The organism is Hymenobacter volaticus, assembly GCF_022921055.1.
Lineage (GTDB): Bacteria > Bacteroidota > Bacteroidia > Cytophagales > Hymenobacteraceae > Hymenobacter > Hymenobacter volaticus.
This window is the reverse complement of the sequence record NZ_CP095061.1, coordinates 4,644,284-4,661,381: the sequence shown is the minus strand read 5'-3', so window position 1 is coordinate 4,661,381 and position 17,098 is coordinate 4,644,284. Positions and strand designations below refer to the sequence as shown.

At 54.3% G+C, this 17,098-nt stretch carries 15 protein-coding genes; 7 read left to right on the top strand and 8 right to left on the bottom strand.

Features of this window, described 5'->3' with window-relative positions; all coding sequences use genetic code 11:
* Positions 1-15: 15 nt before the first annotated feature.
* Together MUN86_RS20375 and MUN86_RS20370 are read right to left on the bottom strand one after the other, a co-directional pair.
* Positions 16-1,650: an amidohydrolase gene (locus MUN86_RS20375; protein WP_245119832.1), complete on the bottom strand. Its 1,635-nt coding sequence runs from the start codon at positions 1,648-1,650 to the stop codon at positions 16-18.
* A gap of 155 nt (positions 1,651-1,805) precedes the next feature.
* Positions 1,806-3,206 (bottom strand): S8 family peptidase, encoded by a 1,401-nt coding sequence (locus tag MUN86_RS20370; protein ID WP_245119831.1) that lies wholly within the window; start codon positions 3,204-3,206, stop codon positions 1,806-1,808.
* A gap of 537 nt (positions 3,207-3,743) precedes the next feature.
* Between MUN86_RS20370 and MUN86_RS20365 the strand changes: the two genes are divergently transcribed.
* On the top strand, positions 3,744-4,205 hold the full coding sequence (locus MUN86_RS20365; protein ID WP_245119830.1) for a hypothetical protein: 462 nt from the start codon (positions 3,744-3,746) through the stop codon (positions 4,203-4,205).
* Between the two features lie 240 nt (positions 4,206-4,445).
* Here the strand turns inward: MUN86_RS20365 and MUN86_RS20360 are convergent, their stop codons facing one another.
* Both MUN86_RS20360 and MUN86_RS20355 read right to left on the bottom strand, forming a co-directional pair.
* Positions 4,446-4,859 (bottom strand): response regulator, encoded by a 414-nt coding sequence (locus tag MUN86_RS20360; protein WP_245119829.1) that lies wholly within the window; start codon positions 4,857-4,859, stop codon positions 4,446-4,448.
* 194 nt (positions 4,860-5,053) lie between these two features.
* Positions 5,054-6,118, bottom strand: a complete 1,065-nt coding sequence (locus MUN86_RS20355; RefSeq protein WP_245119828.1) for a chemotaxis protein CheB — start codon at positions 6,116-6,118, stop codon at positions 5,054-5,056.
* A gap of 373 nt (positions 6,119-6,491) precedes the next feature.
* Here MUN86_RS20355 and MUN86_RS20350 point away from each other — a divergent pair, with 373 nt between their 5' ends.
* On the top strand, positions 6,492-6,791 hold the full coding sequence (locus tag MUN86_RS20350; protein WP_245119827.1) for a hypothetical protein: 300 nt from the start codon (positions 6,492-6,494) through the stop codon (positions 6,789-6,791).
* Positions 6,792-6,909: 118 nt separating this feature from the next.
* Here the strand turns inward: MUN86_RS20350 and MUN86_RS20345 are convergent, their stop codons facing one another.
* The gene (locus tag MUN86_RS20345) at positions 6,910-7,890 is read right to left on the bottom strand and encodes a GlxA family transcriptional regulator (RefSeq protein ID WP_245119826.1); all 981 of its coding nucleotides are present in this window, start codon (positions 7,888-7,890) and stop codon (positions 6,910-6,912) included.
* 184 nt (positions 7,891-8,074) lie between these two features.
* Here MUN86_RS20345 and MUN86_RS20340 point away from each other — a divergent pair, with 184 nt between their 5' ends.
* Positions 8,075-8,500 (top strand): VOC family protein, encoded by a 426-nt coding sequence (locus MUN86_RS20340; protein WP_245119825.1) that lies wholly within the window; start codon positions 8,075-8,077, stop codon positions 8,498-8,500.
* Positions 8,501-8,558: 58 nt separating this feature from the next.
* On the top strand, positions 8,559-9,125 hold the full coding sequence (locus MUN86_RS20335) for a dihydrofolate reductase family protein (RefSeq protein WP_245119824.1): 567 nt from the start codon (positions 8,559-8,561) through the stop codon (positions 9,123-9,125).
* Between the two features lie 192 nt (positions 9,126-9,317).
* On the opposite strand, the gene MUN86_RS20330 is transcribed toward MUN86_RS20335, so the two are convergent.
* Both MUN86_RS20330 and MUN86_RS20325 read right to left on the bottom strand, forming a co-directional pair.
* On the bottom strand, positions 9,318-9,872 hold the full coding sequence (locus MUN86_RS20330; RefSeq protein WP_245119823.1) for a fasciclin domain-containing protein: 555 nt from the start codon (positions 9,870-9,872) through the stop codon (positions 9,318-9,320).
* Between the two features lie 238 nt (positions 9,873-10,110).
* Complete coding sequence (locus MUN86_RS20325; RefSeq protein WP_245119822.1) at positions 10,111-11,097, bottom strand: ABC transporter ATP-binding protein; 987 nt, start codon at positions 11,095-11,097, stop codon at positions 10,111-10,113.
* A gap of 251 nt (positions 11,098-11,348) precedes the next feature.
* Here MUN86_RS20325 and MUN86_RS20320 point away from each other — a divergent pair, with 251 nt between their 5' ends.
* Together MUN86_RS20320 and MUN86_RS20315 are read left to right on the top strand one after the other, a co-directional pair.
* Entirely contained in the window at positions 11,349-12,056 is a 708-nt protein-coding gene (locus MUN86_RS20320) for a hypothetical protein (protein ID WP_245119821.1), read from the top strand.
* Positions 12,057-12,320: 264 nt separating this feature from the next.
* Positions 12,321-12,944 (top strand): HAD family hydrolase, encoded by a 624-nt coding sequence (locus tag MUN86_RS20315; protein ID WP_245119820.1) that lies wholly within the window; start codon positions 12,321-12,323, stop codon positions 12,942-12,944.
* 258 nt (positions 12,945-13,202) lie between these two features.
* Here MUN86_RS20315 and MUN86_RS20310 read toward each other — a convergent pair whose 3' ends face one another.
* Entirely contained in the window at positions 13,203-15,668 is a 2,466-nt protein-coding gene (locus tag MUN86_RS20310) for a TonB-dependent receptor plug domain-containing protein (RefSeq protein ID WP_245119819.1), read from the bottom strand.
* 341 nt (positions 15,669-16,009) lie between these two features.
* Here MUN86_RS20310 and MUN86_RS20305 point away from each other — a divergent pair, with 341 nt between their 5' ends.
* Positions 16,010-17,008, top strand: coding sequence for an aldo/keto reductase (locus MUN86_RS20305; protein WP_245119818.1), 999 nt, complete (start codon positions 16,010-16,012; stop codon positions 17,006-17,008).
* Positions 17,009-17,098 lie beyond the last annotated feature (90 nt).

Here is a 17,098-nt window from a genome sequence, read left to right as displayed (position 1 = left end):
GAGATGCTACCGTTGCTACTTCAGCACCTTGGCATCGTACACCACTTGCCCGCCTACTAGAGTGAGGATGCTGCTGGTTTTGGGAAGCTCGGGCGGCGGTACCGCAAAAATATCCTGCGAGAGCACTGCCACGTCGGCAAGTTGACCCACGGCAAGTTTTCCTTTGTCGGCTTCCGCAAATTCGGCGAAGGCGGAGCCGTAGGTGTAGGCCTGCACTGCTTGCTCGCGCGTAAGGGCCTCCTGCGGTTGAGAAGGAGTGAGGCTGGCTAGCATAATATTCAGGAACGGGCTCAGGGGCCCATCGGAGCCGATGGCCACCGGAATACCCGCCGTTACCAACGAGCGGAGCGGCTGCATCGTCGTGCCCCACCGCTGCCGAAACAACTCGGGCTCCCCGAAATGGCTTGGATTCTGAACTACTACCACGCCGAGCGCACGGGCCCGCGCCAGCAAGTCAGGCAGCAGGAGGCCGTCGCCGTGCTCGATGCGGACGCGCCGGGCGGGCCAGCTGGTGGCCGGGCCATTGCTTTCCAGCGCCTTAAGTACTACTTCGGCGCTTCGGTCGCCGGCGCAGTGGATCAAGAGTTGCTGGTGGAAGTCCACGGATTCTTGCACCATGCGCGCCACTTCGGCTTCGCTGAAGTTCAGCTTGCCGGTCCAGCCGGGGCGGTCTTGATAAGGTTGGCGCAGGGCGGCGCCTCGTTCGTAAGGCGTGCCATCGAGCACCCACTTGATGCCACTGACTGTCACCTTGCCGGTTTGCTTGCTGAGCGGCGGGAGCTGGCGCACCTCGGTTAAGTCGCGCTGTTGTGCGGTGGTTGGGGAGAAGGGAATGGCCCGTACCCGTATCGGTAGCTTGGCTTGTATCAGTAGCCGCCGGAACCGCTCGAAGGGCATAAACGAAAACAACTGCATCGACGTGATGCCCAACCGAACGGCCTCCGCCGAAAAGCTTCGTAGCTCCGCCAAAACCACCGAATCTGGGGCTTGCGCCGTAAGGGTGCGGCTGGGTTGCCACTGCGCGTACTCCCAAAAGCGGCCGTTGAGCTGGCGAGTGCCGGAAGTAGTGTGTTCGAAATAGCCGCCGAGTGGATCCGGCGTCTGCTCCTGAATGTTGAGTTGCTTCAGCGCCAGCGAATTGGCAATATAGCCGTGCCCGTAATACGCCCGCAGCAAAACCGGGTGGCGCGGAGCCAACTGGTCGAGTGCGGCGCGGTTTACTTGCTCGTTTGTGACAACGGCCACGCCCACTTCGCCAAAGATCCAGGTGCCAACGGGCGCTTTTTGTACGGCCAAGGCTATGGCTTGGGAAGCTTCTTCCCACGTGGGCTCCCTGCTTTTGAAGGTAAGAAATTCGCCGCGCGGGCTGGGGCTGAAGTGATTGTGCGCGTCGTTGAAGCCTGGCGTTACGGTATGCCCCTGCAAATCGATGCGGCGGGTGGTGGCTCCGGCTAGTTTGGCTATCTCCGCTGAGGTGCCCACAGCCACAATCCGCTCCCCTCGAATGGCAAGCGCCTGCGCCGTGGGCCGAGCGGCATCCGAGGTGAAGAGCCGGCCATTCAGCAACACCAAATCAACGGGTTGTTGCTGACTGTAAGCCGCGACGCTCGCCAGCCACAAACCCCACACGCCCAATAGTAGCTTTTTCATACATCCCCGGCGTTTCGGTCTCGACTAAGTATATTGATTTGTGAATATACATGAAATAGCGGAGTCATGGGCCTGAAACCAAAAAGAGTCCCGACTGCTAAGTCGGGACTCTTTTTGCCAAGGAGTAGCTGGAAGCTAAGCGTTTTCGTTTGTGTTTAGAAGCTACTTACGTTCAAGCGGCCGCCGGTTGTGCACTTGCCGGCCAACGAAGGCGTAGGAGTAGCGCTGTTCAGGATGGCCGCCTTAATAGCTGCCGCCGTAGAGCCAGGGTGAGAAGCTGCGTACAGAGCCGCCGCACCCGTTACGTGTGGCGTAGCCATCGACGTGCCGTTGTACGACTCGTAGATGTTGTACGCCGTGCTCGACCAAATGCCGGAACCCGGAGCGCCGATATCAACAGTGGTAGCCCCGTAGTTGGAGAAGCTAGACTTGGCACCCGTGGAGGTGATGGCCGCTACCGCAATTACGTTCGACTGGGGCAGATTGGAAGGAAAGCTGGCTACGGCATCGTTGTCGTCGCCTACCCCGTCGCTACCGCCGTTGCCGGCAGCGGCAATGAACAGAATGTTGCGGGCGTTGGCGCGGTCAACGGCGTCGGAAAGGGCTTGGGAGAAGCCACCGCCACCCCAAGAGTTGTTGCTGGCCACGATGTTCAGATTGTGGCGCGATTTCAAATCGTTTAGGTAATCAACTGCTTTCACGGCATTGGCGGTGGTGCCACCGCGTTTGCCCAAGAACTTGGTTGAAATGATAGTAACGTTCCAGTTCATGCCGACTACGCCTGCGTTGTTGTTGGCTTTGGCGCCGATGGTGCCAGCCACGTGCGTGCCGTGGTCGTCGGAGGAACCGCGGGTGGTACCATCGTACACGCTGTTGTTGTTGCCGTCGAAGTCCCAGCCGTGGACGTCGTCGACGTAGCCGTTGCCGTCGTTGTCGACGCCATCAATCGGGTCGAAGGGGTTGGTCCAGATTTGGTCGGCCAGATCGGGGTGGTCGAACTGCACGCCCTCGTCGATGATGCCAACGAATACGCCAGCCGAGCCGGTATGGCCAGCGGCCCAAGCCGTAGAAGCTTGGCTGCCAAAGGTATTTTTGGCATCGAGGCCCCACAACGAGCCATTGGTGAAGTAGGGGTCGGTGGAAGCGGCGGCGTGCGTGTAGATGTAGTTGGGCTCAGCGAATTCCACTTCCGCGCCGTCTTTGACTTTGGATAGGGCCTCGATGGCTGCCAAAGGCGTGTGTACCACCAACAGGCCTTCTTTGTCGCCATGTTTCTCCATGGCTTTGGTGAAAATCTTCTCGGAAACCCGGCCGCTAATGCGGGCCAGCGCATTGTTTTTCGCTGTCTCCGACTGGCCCGGCTTGAACTTAACTAGCACTTCGTTGGCAACGTAATCCTTGCCTGATTCGCCATAGGCATTAGCTGCATCACTTTGCGCTACACTGCCGGAATCTGGAGCTTCCAGATTGGTTTCGCAGCTTCCTAAAGCGAGAGCCGATACGAGGCTAGCCGCTAGCCAAGACTTACGTGTAAACGAGGAGTTGTTTGACTTCATGATTGAGTGGTAGTGGTGGAGTGAACGGGAAAGGAAAGCTCGGATAACTAAGAAAACCTGCTGAGCATATAATAATTTCTATATGTACTAGAGGTTTTCCGTTTAGCCGGGTTGTAAGTTTAGAAGGATAAAAGAAGAAAGAATAAGAAACATAGGGCATATTTGTGACTTTAATTATACTGCTATAATTTATAATTATATCAAAAAAATATGCGAGAAAATATATACAAGCCGGTTCTTGTCCCGCTCTTATAGCATAAGTTTAGTAGGACGTTGCAGGTCCGCTTTTTTGAATCGAAATGCGGTACTTTTAATAGGGCTTGTTACAACTCTTGCTGAAGCTTTTTGCACTGGTCTTTCAACCACTGTTGCTACTAGAAACTTCTGAGTTCAGAAAAGCAGCAGCAAGCACCAAGAACTCGGCCTGAAAGCTTATGCGTAAAAGCTCGCATCAACAGGTGGCCACGCCCTAAGGACACGGATCTGATTTAGCCAGCTATGTCACAATCTATGTTAGAAACAACTGTAGAGACACTCTTGCAGAAACTTGCGGAACAGGGCCGTCTTACGTCTGAAGATGGCATTCAGAAACGAGTACTTTCTATCCATGACCATTGGCTAAGCATGGAAGAAGCTACTACTGACGCAATCAGTTTTGCTGTCCTCAACTCCCTTCAGGAGTACCGTTTTTACCTCCGCGAAGAAGACAAATTTGTGGCCTTGTTTGCCACTTTGTTCCGCAATAGTGATGCCTTTTACTTGGATACTTTCAGCTCTACAGCGTTGCCCTTAGAAGGTTGGCAGAAACTAATAAGTCTGACAACCAAAGGTTTGCGCGAGCAGGGAAAGTTCGTGTTCTACCTTCGCCGCTTTCAGGTGCTGCTGGCCAGCGCGCACGACTTGAACGTGGCTGTTTATTTTCTTGACCCGCAACAGCAAGACCCTTTTGCCGAATTGGCCAATGGGTATGAGCTATATTTATTAGAAGAGCTGAACTAAAATGAGCAAGAAGCCACCGGGCGTTTACTAGATTACCATTCTACGCCAAAAAAGTCCTTATGAATGGTTCTACCGGGTCATAGCTTCACACACAAGCTTAGGGGGCGTTTGTGGCCTTCCTTTATTGGAGTGTAGATCTGGTGGCAAGCCTAGTTTTTGGAAGCGTTGTCATTGTCAACAGGTGGCATACGCACGGCAGCCAAGCAGTTGCAACGCCATAGCTCCGGTCGGTAGGCGGGGCTAGTGGGCTTGCGAAAAGTGCTTCTCCAGGATGGCTGAGACCTTGTCCGGGGTAAGGGGCTTGCTAATAAAATCCGCCACGTGAAGCCGTTTGGCTCGTTCGGTGTCGCGGGCGTGAAGCGAGGTAGTAAGTATCACAATAACGATAGCTCGTTGTTGTGCCCATGGCAACTTGGCGTACACTTCCAGAAATTCAAACCCGTCCATGACGGGCATTTTGATATCCAGAAAGACAAGCCTCGGACAGCTTAAGTCTGGGTTCTCACAGTATTCCAGGAGCACTTCTAGGGCCTCTTTCCCGTTCCGAGCTATCGTTACTTTGTCGGCAACTGCCATTTTGCGCAGCGTCAACTCATTCAAAAAATTGGTGGTTGGGTCGTCGTCAACTAAAAGAGCAGAGGAAATCTTAGGCATAAAGACACTACAGGAATACGACCATCTGGCGTAGGTATAAGCTACTTTGGCTAGTAGGGTATACGATACATCGGTAGAGCAAATACACAAAATATGGGGCGAAAGCCTACTTCTCGCTACATTATCATGCAATCCTGGCCTTATTCAGAACCTGGTGTGGCGTGCTCAAGCCTAACCTACTGGGGTTGCTAAGGCTACTTCTGCTTTCGGTTGTGGGGCACTGTGTCGCCGCTGAAAATAGTGTGTTCGAAAATAGAATCGTGCACAATGCGGGCCTGGCGGCCCGTTTGCTCGGCTTTCGTAAGAAATATGTTGGCTACATGTTGCTGGCCGTCCTTAGCAAAGTACTCGCCTAAGCTTTGCAACAGCATCTTGCTTTCCTCCAGACCCCGCATCGACTGGTAAAGCATGCTCTCCACCGACTCATTTACTTCCGAGAGCAGTGCGCTAATGGTATAGGCGTGCCCGGTGTGGCAGCGAAAGCGGATCAGCTTGCCTTCAATGAGCTTGGTAAGGGCCCCGTGGCAATCGGGGCAAGTGAAGGGCGTAAGTTCTCCTTTTTTGATGATGCCCATTTCGAAGGCGTCATCGTGCTTGGCAATGGTGAGTTCGATTTCAATGCGGTTTAAATCCTCTTTCGCAACCCGGGGCTGGGCGGGAGCCGGCTGAGCAGTGAGCTTCACCAGCAAAGCGGCCAGGTCGGCCAGCGGTACGATATGATCGGCTTCCACAAACTCAAGAGCGTTGGTGGGCATGGCAGGCGAAACGGCATCCTGCGGGTCTTGTACCACCGTTATGCCTCCTAAGCGCTGAATGCACCACAAACCCGAGGTGCCATCGTCGAGATACCCCGTGAGGACTACCCCAATAACCCGGGGACCATAGCTGTAAGCAGCCGAACGAAACAATGCATCTACGGAAGGGCGGAATCTATTTTCCTTCGGCCCACGCTTTACCAAGGCCTTGTTGTTTTCGATGAGCAGGTGATGGTCGGGAGGGGCGACGTAGATGATGCCCGGCTGAATGTCTTCGCCATCGTGCGGATGCTTTACCTGCAACGGCGACACATGGCTCAAAAGCTGCGGCAACACGCTATGGATGTAAGGCGCCATGTGTTGCACCACAAAAATAGGAGCGGGAAAATCCTCCGGCAGGCTCTTTACAAACTCTAGCAGCGCCGCTATACCGCCCGACGAGGCACCAATGACCACAATGTCTCGCTTTGGTTGAGAACGAATGGGTTTTTTTGTTGATGCCATGTGGTTGTTGCTGAGGTTGTACGAGGACCCACTACCTGTCACATATGCATAATGTCAAGGGCTTTGCGGGTTAACGCCGAAAATTAGCTTTGCCACCAGCAATATTACGAGCAGGCACGGGTACTGATAAGCTTTCTACGTATGCTAATTTAAAACAGATAATTATGGATTTCCTGCCCCAAAAGCCGATCTAAGCGTAAAAATGATGACCTCTGCTAGCATGCACGAACAATGAAACAGGTCAGTAAAGCGCGTGCTCAGCAATTCTTGCAAGGCTTTAGAAGCGTAGAGCAAAACACCGATTTACTAAGGCACGTATGCTAGCTAGGCGCCAATTGGTGGCGCTTGTATTCTTCTTGCTAATCAACCTGCTATGAAAACTGTATTTGCTTTTGCTGCGGCATTGGCGCTGAGTGTTACGGCTGCTTCTGCTCAAGTTACCACACCAAGTACCACGCCTACTGTCAATGGTACAACCAGCCCACAGTCGTCGCCGCCAGCGCAGCCCCCAGGCTCAACGGGCACGCTACCTGCCAGCAACACCCAACCCGCCAGCGACAAAGAAGCCAGCACAACTAGCGGTTCTACTTCTACGGAAACCAAAGCCGCGAAGAAAGCCCGCGTAAAGAAATCGAAAACGAAGTCCGCTACTTCCACGAGCGGCTCGATGTAAGCCATTAGCGCCTGCCACTACTTGCTAAGAAGGCCGCCCCTCACCGGGGCGGCCTTCTTGTTTTAACAGCTAGCAGCAACTCGTAAGCTAGTTGGCCGGCAGTCAAGCCAATACTGATTTAGGCCTCTACTTTCTCGCGGCTGTACTTGCTGCGGTATTGCATGGGCGAGAGGCCCGTAATGCGCTTGAATGTTACGCGGAACGCTTTGGGGTCGGTATAGCCCACGTTGTACATCACCTCGTTTATGTTCTCGCGCGATGATTCCAGACTGTTTTTGGCGGCCTCAATCTTCACCCGCTGAATATACTCGACCACCGAGTTGGCAGTGGCTTTCTTGAAGCGCCGTTCCAGATTACGCCGCCCCAAAGCCAACATGTCGGCTAGCTGGTCGATGGTTATCTTCTCTTGGTAGTTGTCTTCTATATACACCTGCGCTTTTTTCACTAGCTCGTCGCCGTGCTCTTTCTGGCCCTGAAACACGATAAAGGCCGACTGGCTGACCCGCTCAATATCAATCTGGAACACCTTGGAACACAGTATGGCCATTTCCCGGCCCGCGTACTTCTCTATCAGGTACAGCACCAGGTTGAGGTAGGAGAAGGCCCCGCCGCTAGAGTAAATGCCGTGCTCGTCGGTGATAAGTTTGTTTTCAACCAGTTCCACATCCGGAAACATGCGCCGGAAATCTGCCACCGCGGCCCAGTGGGTGGTGCACTGCCGACCTTTGATGAGGCCAGTGGACGCCAGCAGAAACGCCCCTAAACACAAGCTGGCTACTTCCGCACCCTGCTTATACTGACGGATGATCCAAGGAATAAACTCCTTGTTTACTTCTAAGGCTTGCCCCAGGTCGCCGTCGAGGGCCGGAATAATCACCAAGTCGGTTTGGGTGATATCGGCGGTGAGTGTGGCCGTGCTGATGGTGTACATACCGCCACAGACGGGTGTTTCGGTCGCTAACCCAACTAACTGAACATCGAACAAGGGTAGCTTGCCCATGCGCTTAAGAAGGGCATTTACTTCCGTGAACACTAGGCGTGGGCCTTCGATGCTGCCCAATACAGCTCCCTTAGGAACCAGAATAGAAATGCGCTTCATGGTGGGCGAAAGCTAGGAGAATGTAATGTCGTAATCTACCCGCAGATAGTCGCATTCGCCCCCGCCGGATGGGGTAGGCTTTGCTAATTTTGTTGGAGTAGAAACTGATTTAATAGCTGGTCAAGCTAAGAAAATTAGTTGGTATTTAAGCCTTTTTTCCTCCTAATCACCTCATTCTCTTTCCATGAAAACGCCCCAACTAACCCCCTACCTGATCTTCGCTAGTACTTGCCGCGAAGCCATGCAGTTTTATCAGCAATGCTTGGGTGGCCAGCTGGATGTCCAAACTTTTGCCGGTACACCAGCCGCCGAACATGTGCCCGCCGATGCGCAAGATGGGGTATTGCACGCCCGATTGGAAACCGAAAATTTGGTGTTGTTTGGCTCTGACGCCGGTTCTCAGCCAGTTACCGAAGGCAACAATGTCGCGCTGAGTTTGAATTGCAGCAGCGACGAGGAGATAGAAAACTACTACGCCAAGCTAGCCGAAGGTGGCACCGTCACGATGCCGCTAGGCGACACATTTTGGAGCGCCAAGTTTGCCATGTTCACCGACCGGTTCGGGATAAACTGGATGCTCAATTACGACAAGAACGAGGCAGCGCAATAAGCAACTCGCGTTGCTACCCGGCTGATTTCAAACGAACTATACTTGCAAGCATCACCCTATGAGAAAAGTAATTGCAGCCATCTACCTGTCGCTCGACGGCGTGATGGAGAGCCCCACCTGGACTGTTCCTTACTGGGACGAAGATTTAGCAAGGCTCCAGCGCGACCTGAACTTCGCTAGCGACGCGCTGCTATTAGGCCGCGTCACCTACGAGGGGTTTGCTGCGGCCTGGCCGGGTATGAAAGACGAAGAAGGCTTTGCCGACCGGATGAACAGCCTACCCAAATTCGTGGCTTCCCGCACCTTGAAGACCGAGGAGTGGAACGCCAGCATCCTGCAAGGCAACGTAGCGCAGGAAGTAGCGCAGGAAGTAGCGCAGCTCAAGCAACAGCCCGGTGAAAACATCCTGCTTTACGGCAGCGCCGAACTCGTGCGCTACCTGCTCCAACACAACCTCATCGACGAGTATCGGCTTATGGTGCACCCGGTGGTGGTAGGCAGTGGCAAGCGGCTTTTTCAAGACGGAGCCCAAGCCGATATGCAACTGCTCGATACCAAAACCACTAGCACAGGTGTCGTGGTGCTCACGTATCAACTGGCGCAAGCGGACAGTCAAGCAGAGTAGCAGGTTCTGCTTGGCCTAGAGGGGCGTAAACTTCCGCTAGAAGCTATTCCGATTTGTTTATGAAATAGGGATTTATGGGTCAACAAGTTACGGTGTTGCCAGGTGCTGGAATTGGTGGTTCCAGCACCTAACGCAAAAAGGTCGCTCCAGCTTGGAGCGACCTTTTTATTTGAAACCGTTGTGAGTTGTAGCTTACTTAGCGGGCATCAATACGGTGTCGATGGAGTGTACTACACCGTTGGTAGTCTTGATATCGGGCTGGGTGACGGTGGCAGTACCGCCTTTGGCGTCTTTAATAGTGACGGCACCACCTTGCACCCCCACTGTCAACGACTCGCCTTGTACAGTTTTGATCACCTGGCCGTCTTTCAGATCGGCCGCCATTACGTTGCCGGATACTACGTGGTAGCTCAGGATATTAGCGAGCTGCTTTTTGCTGGCTGGCTTTAGCAGAGTGGCCATTGTTGCGGCGGGTATTTTGTCGAAAGCGGCGTTGTCGGGGGCAAATACGGTGTATGGGCCCGCGCCTTTTGCTTTCTCGGCCAAGCCAGCAGCTTGCAAGGCTTTTAGGAGCGTGGTGTGGTTGGGCGACAGGGCGGCGCTAGCAGCCAGGTCTTTGCCGGTGGAAGCACCAGAAGCCGATGTTGCGGCCGGTGCCGAAGCGGCGGTTTGGGCAGTAGCAAGTTGGGCACCGCTTAAGGATACAATGCAAGCCAGTAAAAACGAGAAGACAGTTTGCTTTTTCATGTAGGGTAAGATGGGATGGGACATAGCGCATGTTCAAAACACACATAACCTAAACAGTAGATAATCAGAAGGTTCTACAATTGCCATAATCTTGTTGGCTTTGCAAACCTTTTTAATCTCCTATTAATATAGTGGCCGGCTCGAAACTCCAAGCAAAACAAACCTTTGAATAGCAGGTAGAACTACTGGAAAATGGTTCAGCTTGCTCTCAATAGCCCTACAGCGGCATCCAATTCAGCTACACAAACCACACCCCGGCGTTTGATAGCGAAACGCGCACCTCGCTGCCAGCTTCGAAGCCGGCTTCGCTGGTCTTTACGGTTACGCTCGTACCAAGCAGTTCCACGTCTAGTTCGGAGTAGCTACCGTAGAAGCGTACTGCCCGCACGGTGCCCGTTTGGCCACCAGTGGCAACGTTTAGTTGAAACGCTTCTGGTCGGATGAGTAGCTGCTTGCTCTTGGGCTTCCTCTTGCTGCCCGCCAGTTTGGTAAAGGCCGTTACTGGTGGCCCCGTTATTAGGTTGTAGTCGCCGAAAAGAGAGGCCGTATACTCGTCTACGGGTTGGCGATAAATCTGCTCGGGCGGGCCTTGCTGCACGAGCTGGCCGCCCTTGAGCACCAGAATCGTATCGGCCCACGACAAGGTATCGGTGGGGTCGTGCGAAATCAGAAGGCAGGTAATGCCGAGTTTAGTACCGATGTCTTCGATAACCGATTTCAGGATGTGCTTGTGCATCCGGTCCAGGTTGGAAAAGGGCTCGTCGAGGAGTAGCAGTTTAGGTGAAGTCAGGAGCAGCCGGGCCAGCGCTATGCGCTGCCTTTCGCCGCCCGAAAGTTGGTTGGTTTGGCGGCCCGCTAAGTGACTGATGCGGCACACCTCGTAGAACATGTTGGCGTCCTCAATCCGAAACGTGTTGGCGTAGCGCAAAACCTGCTCTACCCGCAAAAACTTCGGCAGCTCGAAATGCTGCGACAAATACGCTATACCCGGATGCCCCGGTACCAGCTTCTCGACGGGTCCCCGCACCCGCTCGCCCTCAAACCGTATTTCGCCGGCTGTAGGCTGAATCAGACCGGCAACAATTTGCAGAAGCGTGCTTTTGCCCGCCCCGGTTTCTCCAGCAATGGCTAATTTTTGGAACTGTTGCTGCGTGAAGCTGACTTCCTGTAAAGCGAAGCTTTCTTTTTCCTGCAATGAAACATTCGATACGCTTAACCAACTCATGCGGGTAGAAGAAAACTAGTAGACAATCATGAACAACAGCAACTAGCCTACATTGGAGTGCCCCACATGCTAGGTCCCGAGCAAAAATTCATTGGGACGTCAGGCAAAATCAAGGCTAGTTGGCGTATTCGCGGGGCGGCAAGCTAGGAATAAGGTTCGGAAGACAACTTAACCTGCCCAAACAGCTTTGTACTTTTACTGCTAGTCGGGCTTAATACAACCTATTAGGGCATCATATGCTCTTTGAGAGGATGAGACGCTTTCTACTGATTTTACTTGTTGGGCTGCTGGCCTCTTGTGTTCCTGGGCGCTCCACCGTCCAGACCCTCAACGAGGCTGCTTTGTCTGCACATCGCACCGTTGCCATTCTGCCATTTGAGGTAGAGCAAGAGCGTATCCGACTGAGTGATATTCAATACGCCGGCACCGATACGACTGTGGCTACGCAGCAGCGTATGAAGCAGGAGTGGACTGCTCGGCAGCAACAGGAAAGCCGCCAGATGGCCTTTCAACTGCAAGAAATGCTCTATACGCAGCTACAGGCGCAAAAGCCAGCCCGCGGCTATACCGTGCAGTTTCAGGAGGTGCGCGAAACCAACCGCCTGTTGCAGCAAGCAGGCATCACCTACGAGAATTTTCCCGACCGTACCCTCAAAGAGGTGGAGCAAGCGCTAGGCGTCGATGCAGTGCTATCAGGGCAGACCATGCTCTACCAGCCCTTGCCCAATGTGCTAGGGCTAGCAGCGCGCCTCATGCTCAACGAGCCGCTTATTGGCAATCAGCGGTCTAGCGTTCCGGCCAGCCAAACTACTAGCCTCATGCTATACGACTGCCGAGCCAACCAGCTAGCGTGGCGCCTCGATTTCGAGGGCACCGGCAATGCTGCTCTAAAGCCCGACCGCCTAACTCAAAATTTGGTGCGCGCCGCCGTTCCTAATTTCCCGTACTGCCGCAAATAAGCTCCTGCGCTGTCAGCGTAACTAGTTGGTTTTTACTGTGTAGATGTTATCAAATAAAAAGCTCGCCCTTGTTAATGGCGAGCTTTTTACTTGGTAGTAGATTATGTAGCCGACACCGTAGCCTAGTAAAGTAAGGAAAAGCTTTGTATGACAGCCGTAACGAGAACAGCCATGAGCGTGCTGCACTGCAACAACTATCGTAAGCTCTTGCTGTCGTAAGCAAACAAATCTTACTTATCATTGCCCGTAAACTTCGTATCATTTATGGCTGATTCACCCCAAATTACGACTATCGTCTTCGACCTTGGCGGCGTGCTTATCGACTGGAACCCGCGCTACCTGTACCGCAAGTTGTTCACCGACGAGCAGGAAATGAACACCTTCCTTGAAACTGTCACAACGCCCGACTGGAACGAGGAGCAAGACGCCGGCCGCAGCATAGCCGATGCTACCGCGTTTCTGGTAGCCAAGCATCCCGAGCACCGCGAGATGATCGAGCACTTCTACGGCCGCTGGTCGGAAATGCTGGGTGGCGCTATCCAAGGCACCGTCGACATACTGACTGAGCTGCGCGACAGTGGCCGCTACCGCTTGTACGCCCTCACCAACTGGTCGGCCGAAACCTTCCCGATTGCGCTAGAGCAGTTCGAGTTTCTGCATTGGTTTGAAGGCATTGTCGTGTCGGGTGTGGAGAAGTCGCGCAAGCCCTTCCCCGATTTCTATCACCTGCTGCTGACCCGCTACCACATCGACCCCCAGCAAGCTGTATTCATTGATGATAACGAGCGGAACATCTTAGCGGCACAAGCTGTGGGACTGCACACCGTGCACTTCCATTCGCCCGAGCAACTCCGCACTGAGTTGCAGACCTACGAAGTGCTACCGTAGTCCTTGTAGCAGAGCACTGATACTATTCTGACAGCACTCGACTACAAAGCATCAGGAAAAGCTTCAAACGGAACGGCAGTGCTAAGCTAAAAAAGACAGTCATGCTGAGCGCAGCCGAAGCATCTCGCTCGAATCGTTGCAACGGCTAATGGGTTTATCACCCTAGCGAGATGCTTCGGCTGCGCTCAGCAGGACCGTTACTTGGATAATGCCGGTCCGCCTGGCTCTTAAGTGAAGTCAGCAGCACCTTTCCTTTTGCTACTTGCTTACTTGAAAGCTGCCGGTACCGTGGCCGGGGGCGCCTGTGTTGGAAATGCCTTCAAGCGTCATGCGGAACGGACCGGCTTCTTCGGACGAGTAGAACGAGAGGGTAGCTTGGCCGGAGGCGTCGGTGCGGACGGTGGGGTTCCAGTAGAGCGTGGCGCTGCGGAAGTCGGGTACTGAGGCGTTCTTGGTGTTGGCGTAGGTAGGAGCGTAAAACTCGCGCGCCTGGTACAGCTGCGGCATGGTGTAGGGCTGTATTCCTGGCCGAGCCGGATCATTCGAGAAGTCGTAGTCGGGGTTGCCGCGCTTGGTGAAGATGGCAATAACGCCGCCCCCACCACGCGAACCATAAATAGCCGCCGAAGGACCCTTGAGTACCTCCACACTTTCCACGTCGGTTACCGGAATGGAGTTCAGCGCGTCGGTATCAACCGGAATGCCGTCAATCAGAATAAGCGGTGTGCCCTGCCCCCGAATCTGCACGTTCATGTTTATTGGGTTGCCGGTGACGGAAACGCCCGCCACGCGGCCTTGCAGTAGTTGCAACACGTTGGTGTAGCTGCTGGCCGCCGGAATATCCTTGGTTTTCACTACCACATCGGCCTGCCCATAAATGCGGCGAGTGTCTGGCTGCACGGTCTTTTTGCCTTTCACCGTCACGTTGCCGAGCATGATGGACTTGGCATTGGGGCTGTATTGTCGCTCCACCACCTGCTGCCGCTTGCTGCTGATTAGGTAAGGCTCCCGGGCGGGGATGGCATCGGGCAGGGGTCGGGCCGGAAATTTGCTGGCTTCTATTACTCGTCTGTCGAGCTTGACGTTGGGGTTGCGCAAGCCCTTCTGCGACGGTACTTGCACCAGTACCCGGGCCGTATCGCGCCCACTGAAGCCCATGAACAAGAAGTGCCCGGCCGAATCGGTAGTGGCCTGCGTGATGTCCTGCGCCGAACCAAACCGGAACAACGACACTTTGGTGTTGACCGCGGGAGCTTGCTTGTTGCCAAATACTTGACCGCTCAAACTTAGCGTCTGCTCCAACGGATACGGAAAGTCGCCGAGCTTATTGGCTAGCAGTGGTTTCCATACAAAACGCCGCCACCCTTGCGTGAGCAGCAGATTGTCGAGGGCCTGCCGGGTGTCGGGTTTCTGATTGCGGAAGTAGTAGCCGGGCTGCTCCACGGTGCCACGCAAGTCGGAGGTCAGCAGCAAATGCGTGCGAATGTCGATGGCGCTAGAGTCGAGAGGAACCAAGGCAGTACTGTTGACGGCCACCGAAAACTGGCCTGGTGCTGGTCGGCCGGCCTCGTCGGTTACGGCTACATTCACCGTTACCTTTTCGCGGGGGCCGTAGCTTGGTTTGTCGGGCTGTAGCGTGATACGCAAGCCAGGATTGGCATTGGTGAAAGCCAACCGCTCGCACCGGGCCACCTGTTTGCTATCGAAGAGCGTGAAGTGCACCACGCCGCCCGGGAATCGGTCTTTCGGAATGCTAGTCGAAAAGGTGTTGCCTTCACTGATTTCGCCTTGCCCCGCGTATACCACTTGCCCCCGCACGTGCCCTACTACCGTAACGCGCTCGGCCGGGGAATTGGGCGGGAGTTTGCACTGAATAGCAACCTGGTAGCTGGTCAGCAACTGCAGCACCCGCATGGTAAAGCCGGTGGGTTGAGCTGCCGGCAATTCGTGCCGAACTCGTTGCCCATCGGGTTGGCGCACCACGGCCACGTAGCGTTTGCCGGCTTCGGGTTTGAGTTGGAAACGCCCCATACCAAGGTGCTCACTGCGGAACTCAGTTACTGGCTGCCCGGCTTCGTCCTGAATGACTCCTTGAATATCCACGCCCATCCCGTACGAGTCGATGGCTTTGAAGCCTACGGTGCTTAGTAGCCCGGTCACAAACTGGCCCCCCTCGGGAAACAACTGCACATCCAGCCACTTGGAAGCGGGCGGCGTGCTAGGCGGCGTAACGGTCGTTGGCCGGCGGCCGGGCTTGCTGGCAGTAGCTACCGCGCTCGACCAAACCGTGAGCGGACGCGTGAAGAAATAGCCCGTACCGGCGTTGCGCATCCAACTGGTGTAGGCCCGCACCGTGTAGGTGCCCTGCTTCAAGCTGTCGGCTAGCTGGAAGTCGCCGGGCGACGTGCCGCCTTTCAGCGTCAGCACTCGTTGCTGCACCACTTTCTGGTCGGGGTTCAGCAGGTCGACATACAAGATGCGGCTGAGCGTATCGGGTAGGTGGGTGGAGCCCTCCACCACGTAGGCTTTAAACCAGATAGTTTCGCCGGCGGCGTAGGTGTCTTTGTCGAATTGCAGATAGCTTTTCTCGGGGTACGTGCTAGCATAAAACCGAGTCAGTTGCTTTATCACCAAGGCAATAAACGCATCGGGCGGCCCCTGAAAGGCTAAGGATAATAGGCAGGTGCCCGCAAGCACCAGGATAGAGAGCAAGTAGCGCCTCATATGTAAATCAAGAAAGTAGCTATAGCAAAAACGACAGTGATAAGCAGGCCTTTCTAAGTGCAGCGGGCCCACTTCTACAAGGTATCAACACTTCAACCCAAGATTTCTAAGTTTAGAATACGCCAGCTCGCATTGAAGCCGACTTACTAATTTCAAGCAACGTAAGCTTAGCACTAAATTGTGGTAAGTATAGTCTAATTCCGGGGATTGACGCACAGATACATTGCCCTAAGTGCTAGTATGTTCAAGCTGCGCCGTAACCTTGGCTTGCTCCATAGGGTATTTAGCAAAGAAAAACTGCCAGTAACGAAGCCGGCATTTTCATGCTAGCATTTCTTCCCATGGAATACATAAAATTAGGCAATACCGACATTGAAGTTTCGCGCATTACGTTCGGCAGTTGGGCTGCCGGGGGCTGGATGTGGGGGGGCACCGAGCAGAACGACGCCGTGGGAGCAATACATGCCTCCTATGACTTGGGCGTCACCAGCATCGACACGGCACCCATCTACGGCCAGGGGTTGAGCGAGGAAATTGTGGGCGAAGCCATCAAGTCCTTGCCCCGCGACAAAGTGCAGATTCTAACCAAATTTGGCATGCGCTGGGACTTGGCCAAAGGCGACTTCGCCATGAAAACCAAGAACAACGACGGCCAAGACCTTGACGTGTACAAGTACGCCGGCCGCGACAGCATCATCAAGGAGTGCGAAGACAGCCTGCGCCGCCTCGGCACCGACTATATCGACCTGTATCAGCAGCACTGGCCCGATGTAACTACTCCTATCGACGAGACGATGGAAGCTGCGGCTCGCTTACTGGAGCAAGGAAAAATCCGCGCGATAGGCGTAAGCAACTACTCGGTAGCGCAGATGGAGGAAGCCCTGAAAACGGTGGAGTTAGTATCCAACCAGGTGCCTTACAGCATGCTACGCCGCGACATCGAGAAGGATGTACTGCCATTCTGCCAACGGCACGATATGTCCATCTTAGCGTACAGCCCCATGCAACTCGGGTTGCTGACGGGCAAGATGAAGCCCGGTCAGCACTTCGACGCTAGTGACTTGCGCTCTACCAACCGTCTTTTCAAGCCGGAAAATGTGACCCGCGTCAATGAGTTTCTAGAGAAAATCCGGCCTTTGGCGGAAAGCAAAAACGCCACACTAGGCCAGTTGGTGTTGCGCTGGACGCTGGCGCAGCCTGGCCTTTCGGTAGCTCTGGTAGGTGCCCGCAATGCCGAGCAAGCCATCCAGAACGCCCGCACTACTGATTTCGAGCTTGTTACACACGAGGTAGATTTCATCACCGAGCGCCTCGAGCAGATGCAACAGCAGCCTGCATAAGGAAGTCATCAGTTGACTAACGCAAAAAGCACAGCCTATATAGGCTGTGCTTTTTGCGTTAGTCAATGGTTGGCTAGTGCTATATACCTT

What these genes read in the sequence shown, in the direction of transcription:
- MUN86_RS20375 (WP_245119832.1), bottom strand. Translation starts at nt 1,650, where the DNA reads ATGAAAAAGCTACTATTGGGCGTGTGGGGTTTGTGGCTGGCGAGCGTC.
- MUN86_RS20370 (WP_245119831.1), bottom strand. Translation starts at nt 3,206, where the DNA reads ATGAAGTCAAACAACTCCTCGTTTACACGTAAGTCTTGGCTAGCGGCT.
- MUN86_RS20360 (WP_245119829.1), bottom strand. Translation starts at nt 4,859, where the DNA reads ATGCCTAAGATTTCCTCTGCTCTTTTAGTTGACGACGACCCAACCACC.
- MUN86_RS20355 (WP_245119828.1), bottom strand. Translation starts at nt 6,118, where the DNA reads ATGGCATCAACAAAAAAACCCATTCGTTCTCAACCAAAGCGAGACATT.
- MUN86_RS20350 (WP_245119827.1), top strand. Translation starts at nt 6,492, where the DNA reads ATGAAAACTGTATTTGCTTTTGCTGCGGCATTGGCGCTGAGTGTTACG.
- MUN86_RS20345 (WP_245119826.1), bottom strand. Translation starts at nt 7,890, where the DNA reads ATGAAGCGCATTTCTATTCTGGTTCCTAAGGGAGCTGTATTGGGCAGC.
- MUN86_RS20340 (WP_245119825.1), top strand. Translation starts at nt 8,075, where the DNA reads ATGAAAACGCCCCAACTAACCCCCTACCTGATCTTCGCTAGTACTTGC.
- MUN86_RS20335 (WP_245119824.1), top strand. Translation starts at nt 8,559, where the DNA reads ATGAGAAAAGTAATTGCAGCCATCTACCTGTCGCTCGACGGCGTGATG.
- MUN86_RS20330 (WP_245119823.1), bottom strand. Translation starts at nt 9,872, where the DNA reads ATGAAAAAGCAAACTGTCTTCTCGTTTTTACTGGCTTGCATTGTATCC.
- MUN86_RS20325 (WP_245119822.1), bottom strand. Translation starts at nt 11,097, where the DNA reads ATGAGTTGGTTAAGCGTATCGAATGTTTCATTGCAGGAAAAAGAAAGC.
- MUN86_RS20320 (WP_245119821.1), top strand. Translation starts at nt 11,349, where the DNA reads ATGAGACGCTTTCTACTGATTTTACTTGTTGGGCTGCTGGCCTCTTGT.
- MUN86_RS20315 (WP_245119820.1), top strand. Translation starts at nt 12,321, where the DNA reads ATGGCTGATTCACCCCAAATTACGACTATCGTCTTCGACCTTGGCGGC.
- MUN86_RS20310 (WP_245119819.1), bottom strand. Translation starts at nt 15,668, where the DNA reads ATGAGGCGCTACTTGCTCTCTATCCTGGTGCTTGCGGGCACCTGCCTA.
- MUN86_RS20305 (WP_245119818.1), top strand. Translation starts at nt 16,010, where the DNA reads ATGGAATACATAAAATTAGGCAATACCGACATTGAAGTTTCGCGCATT.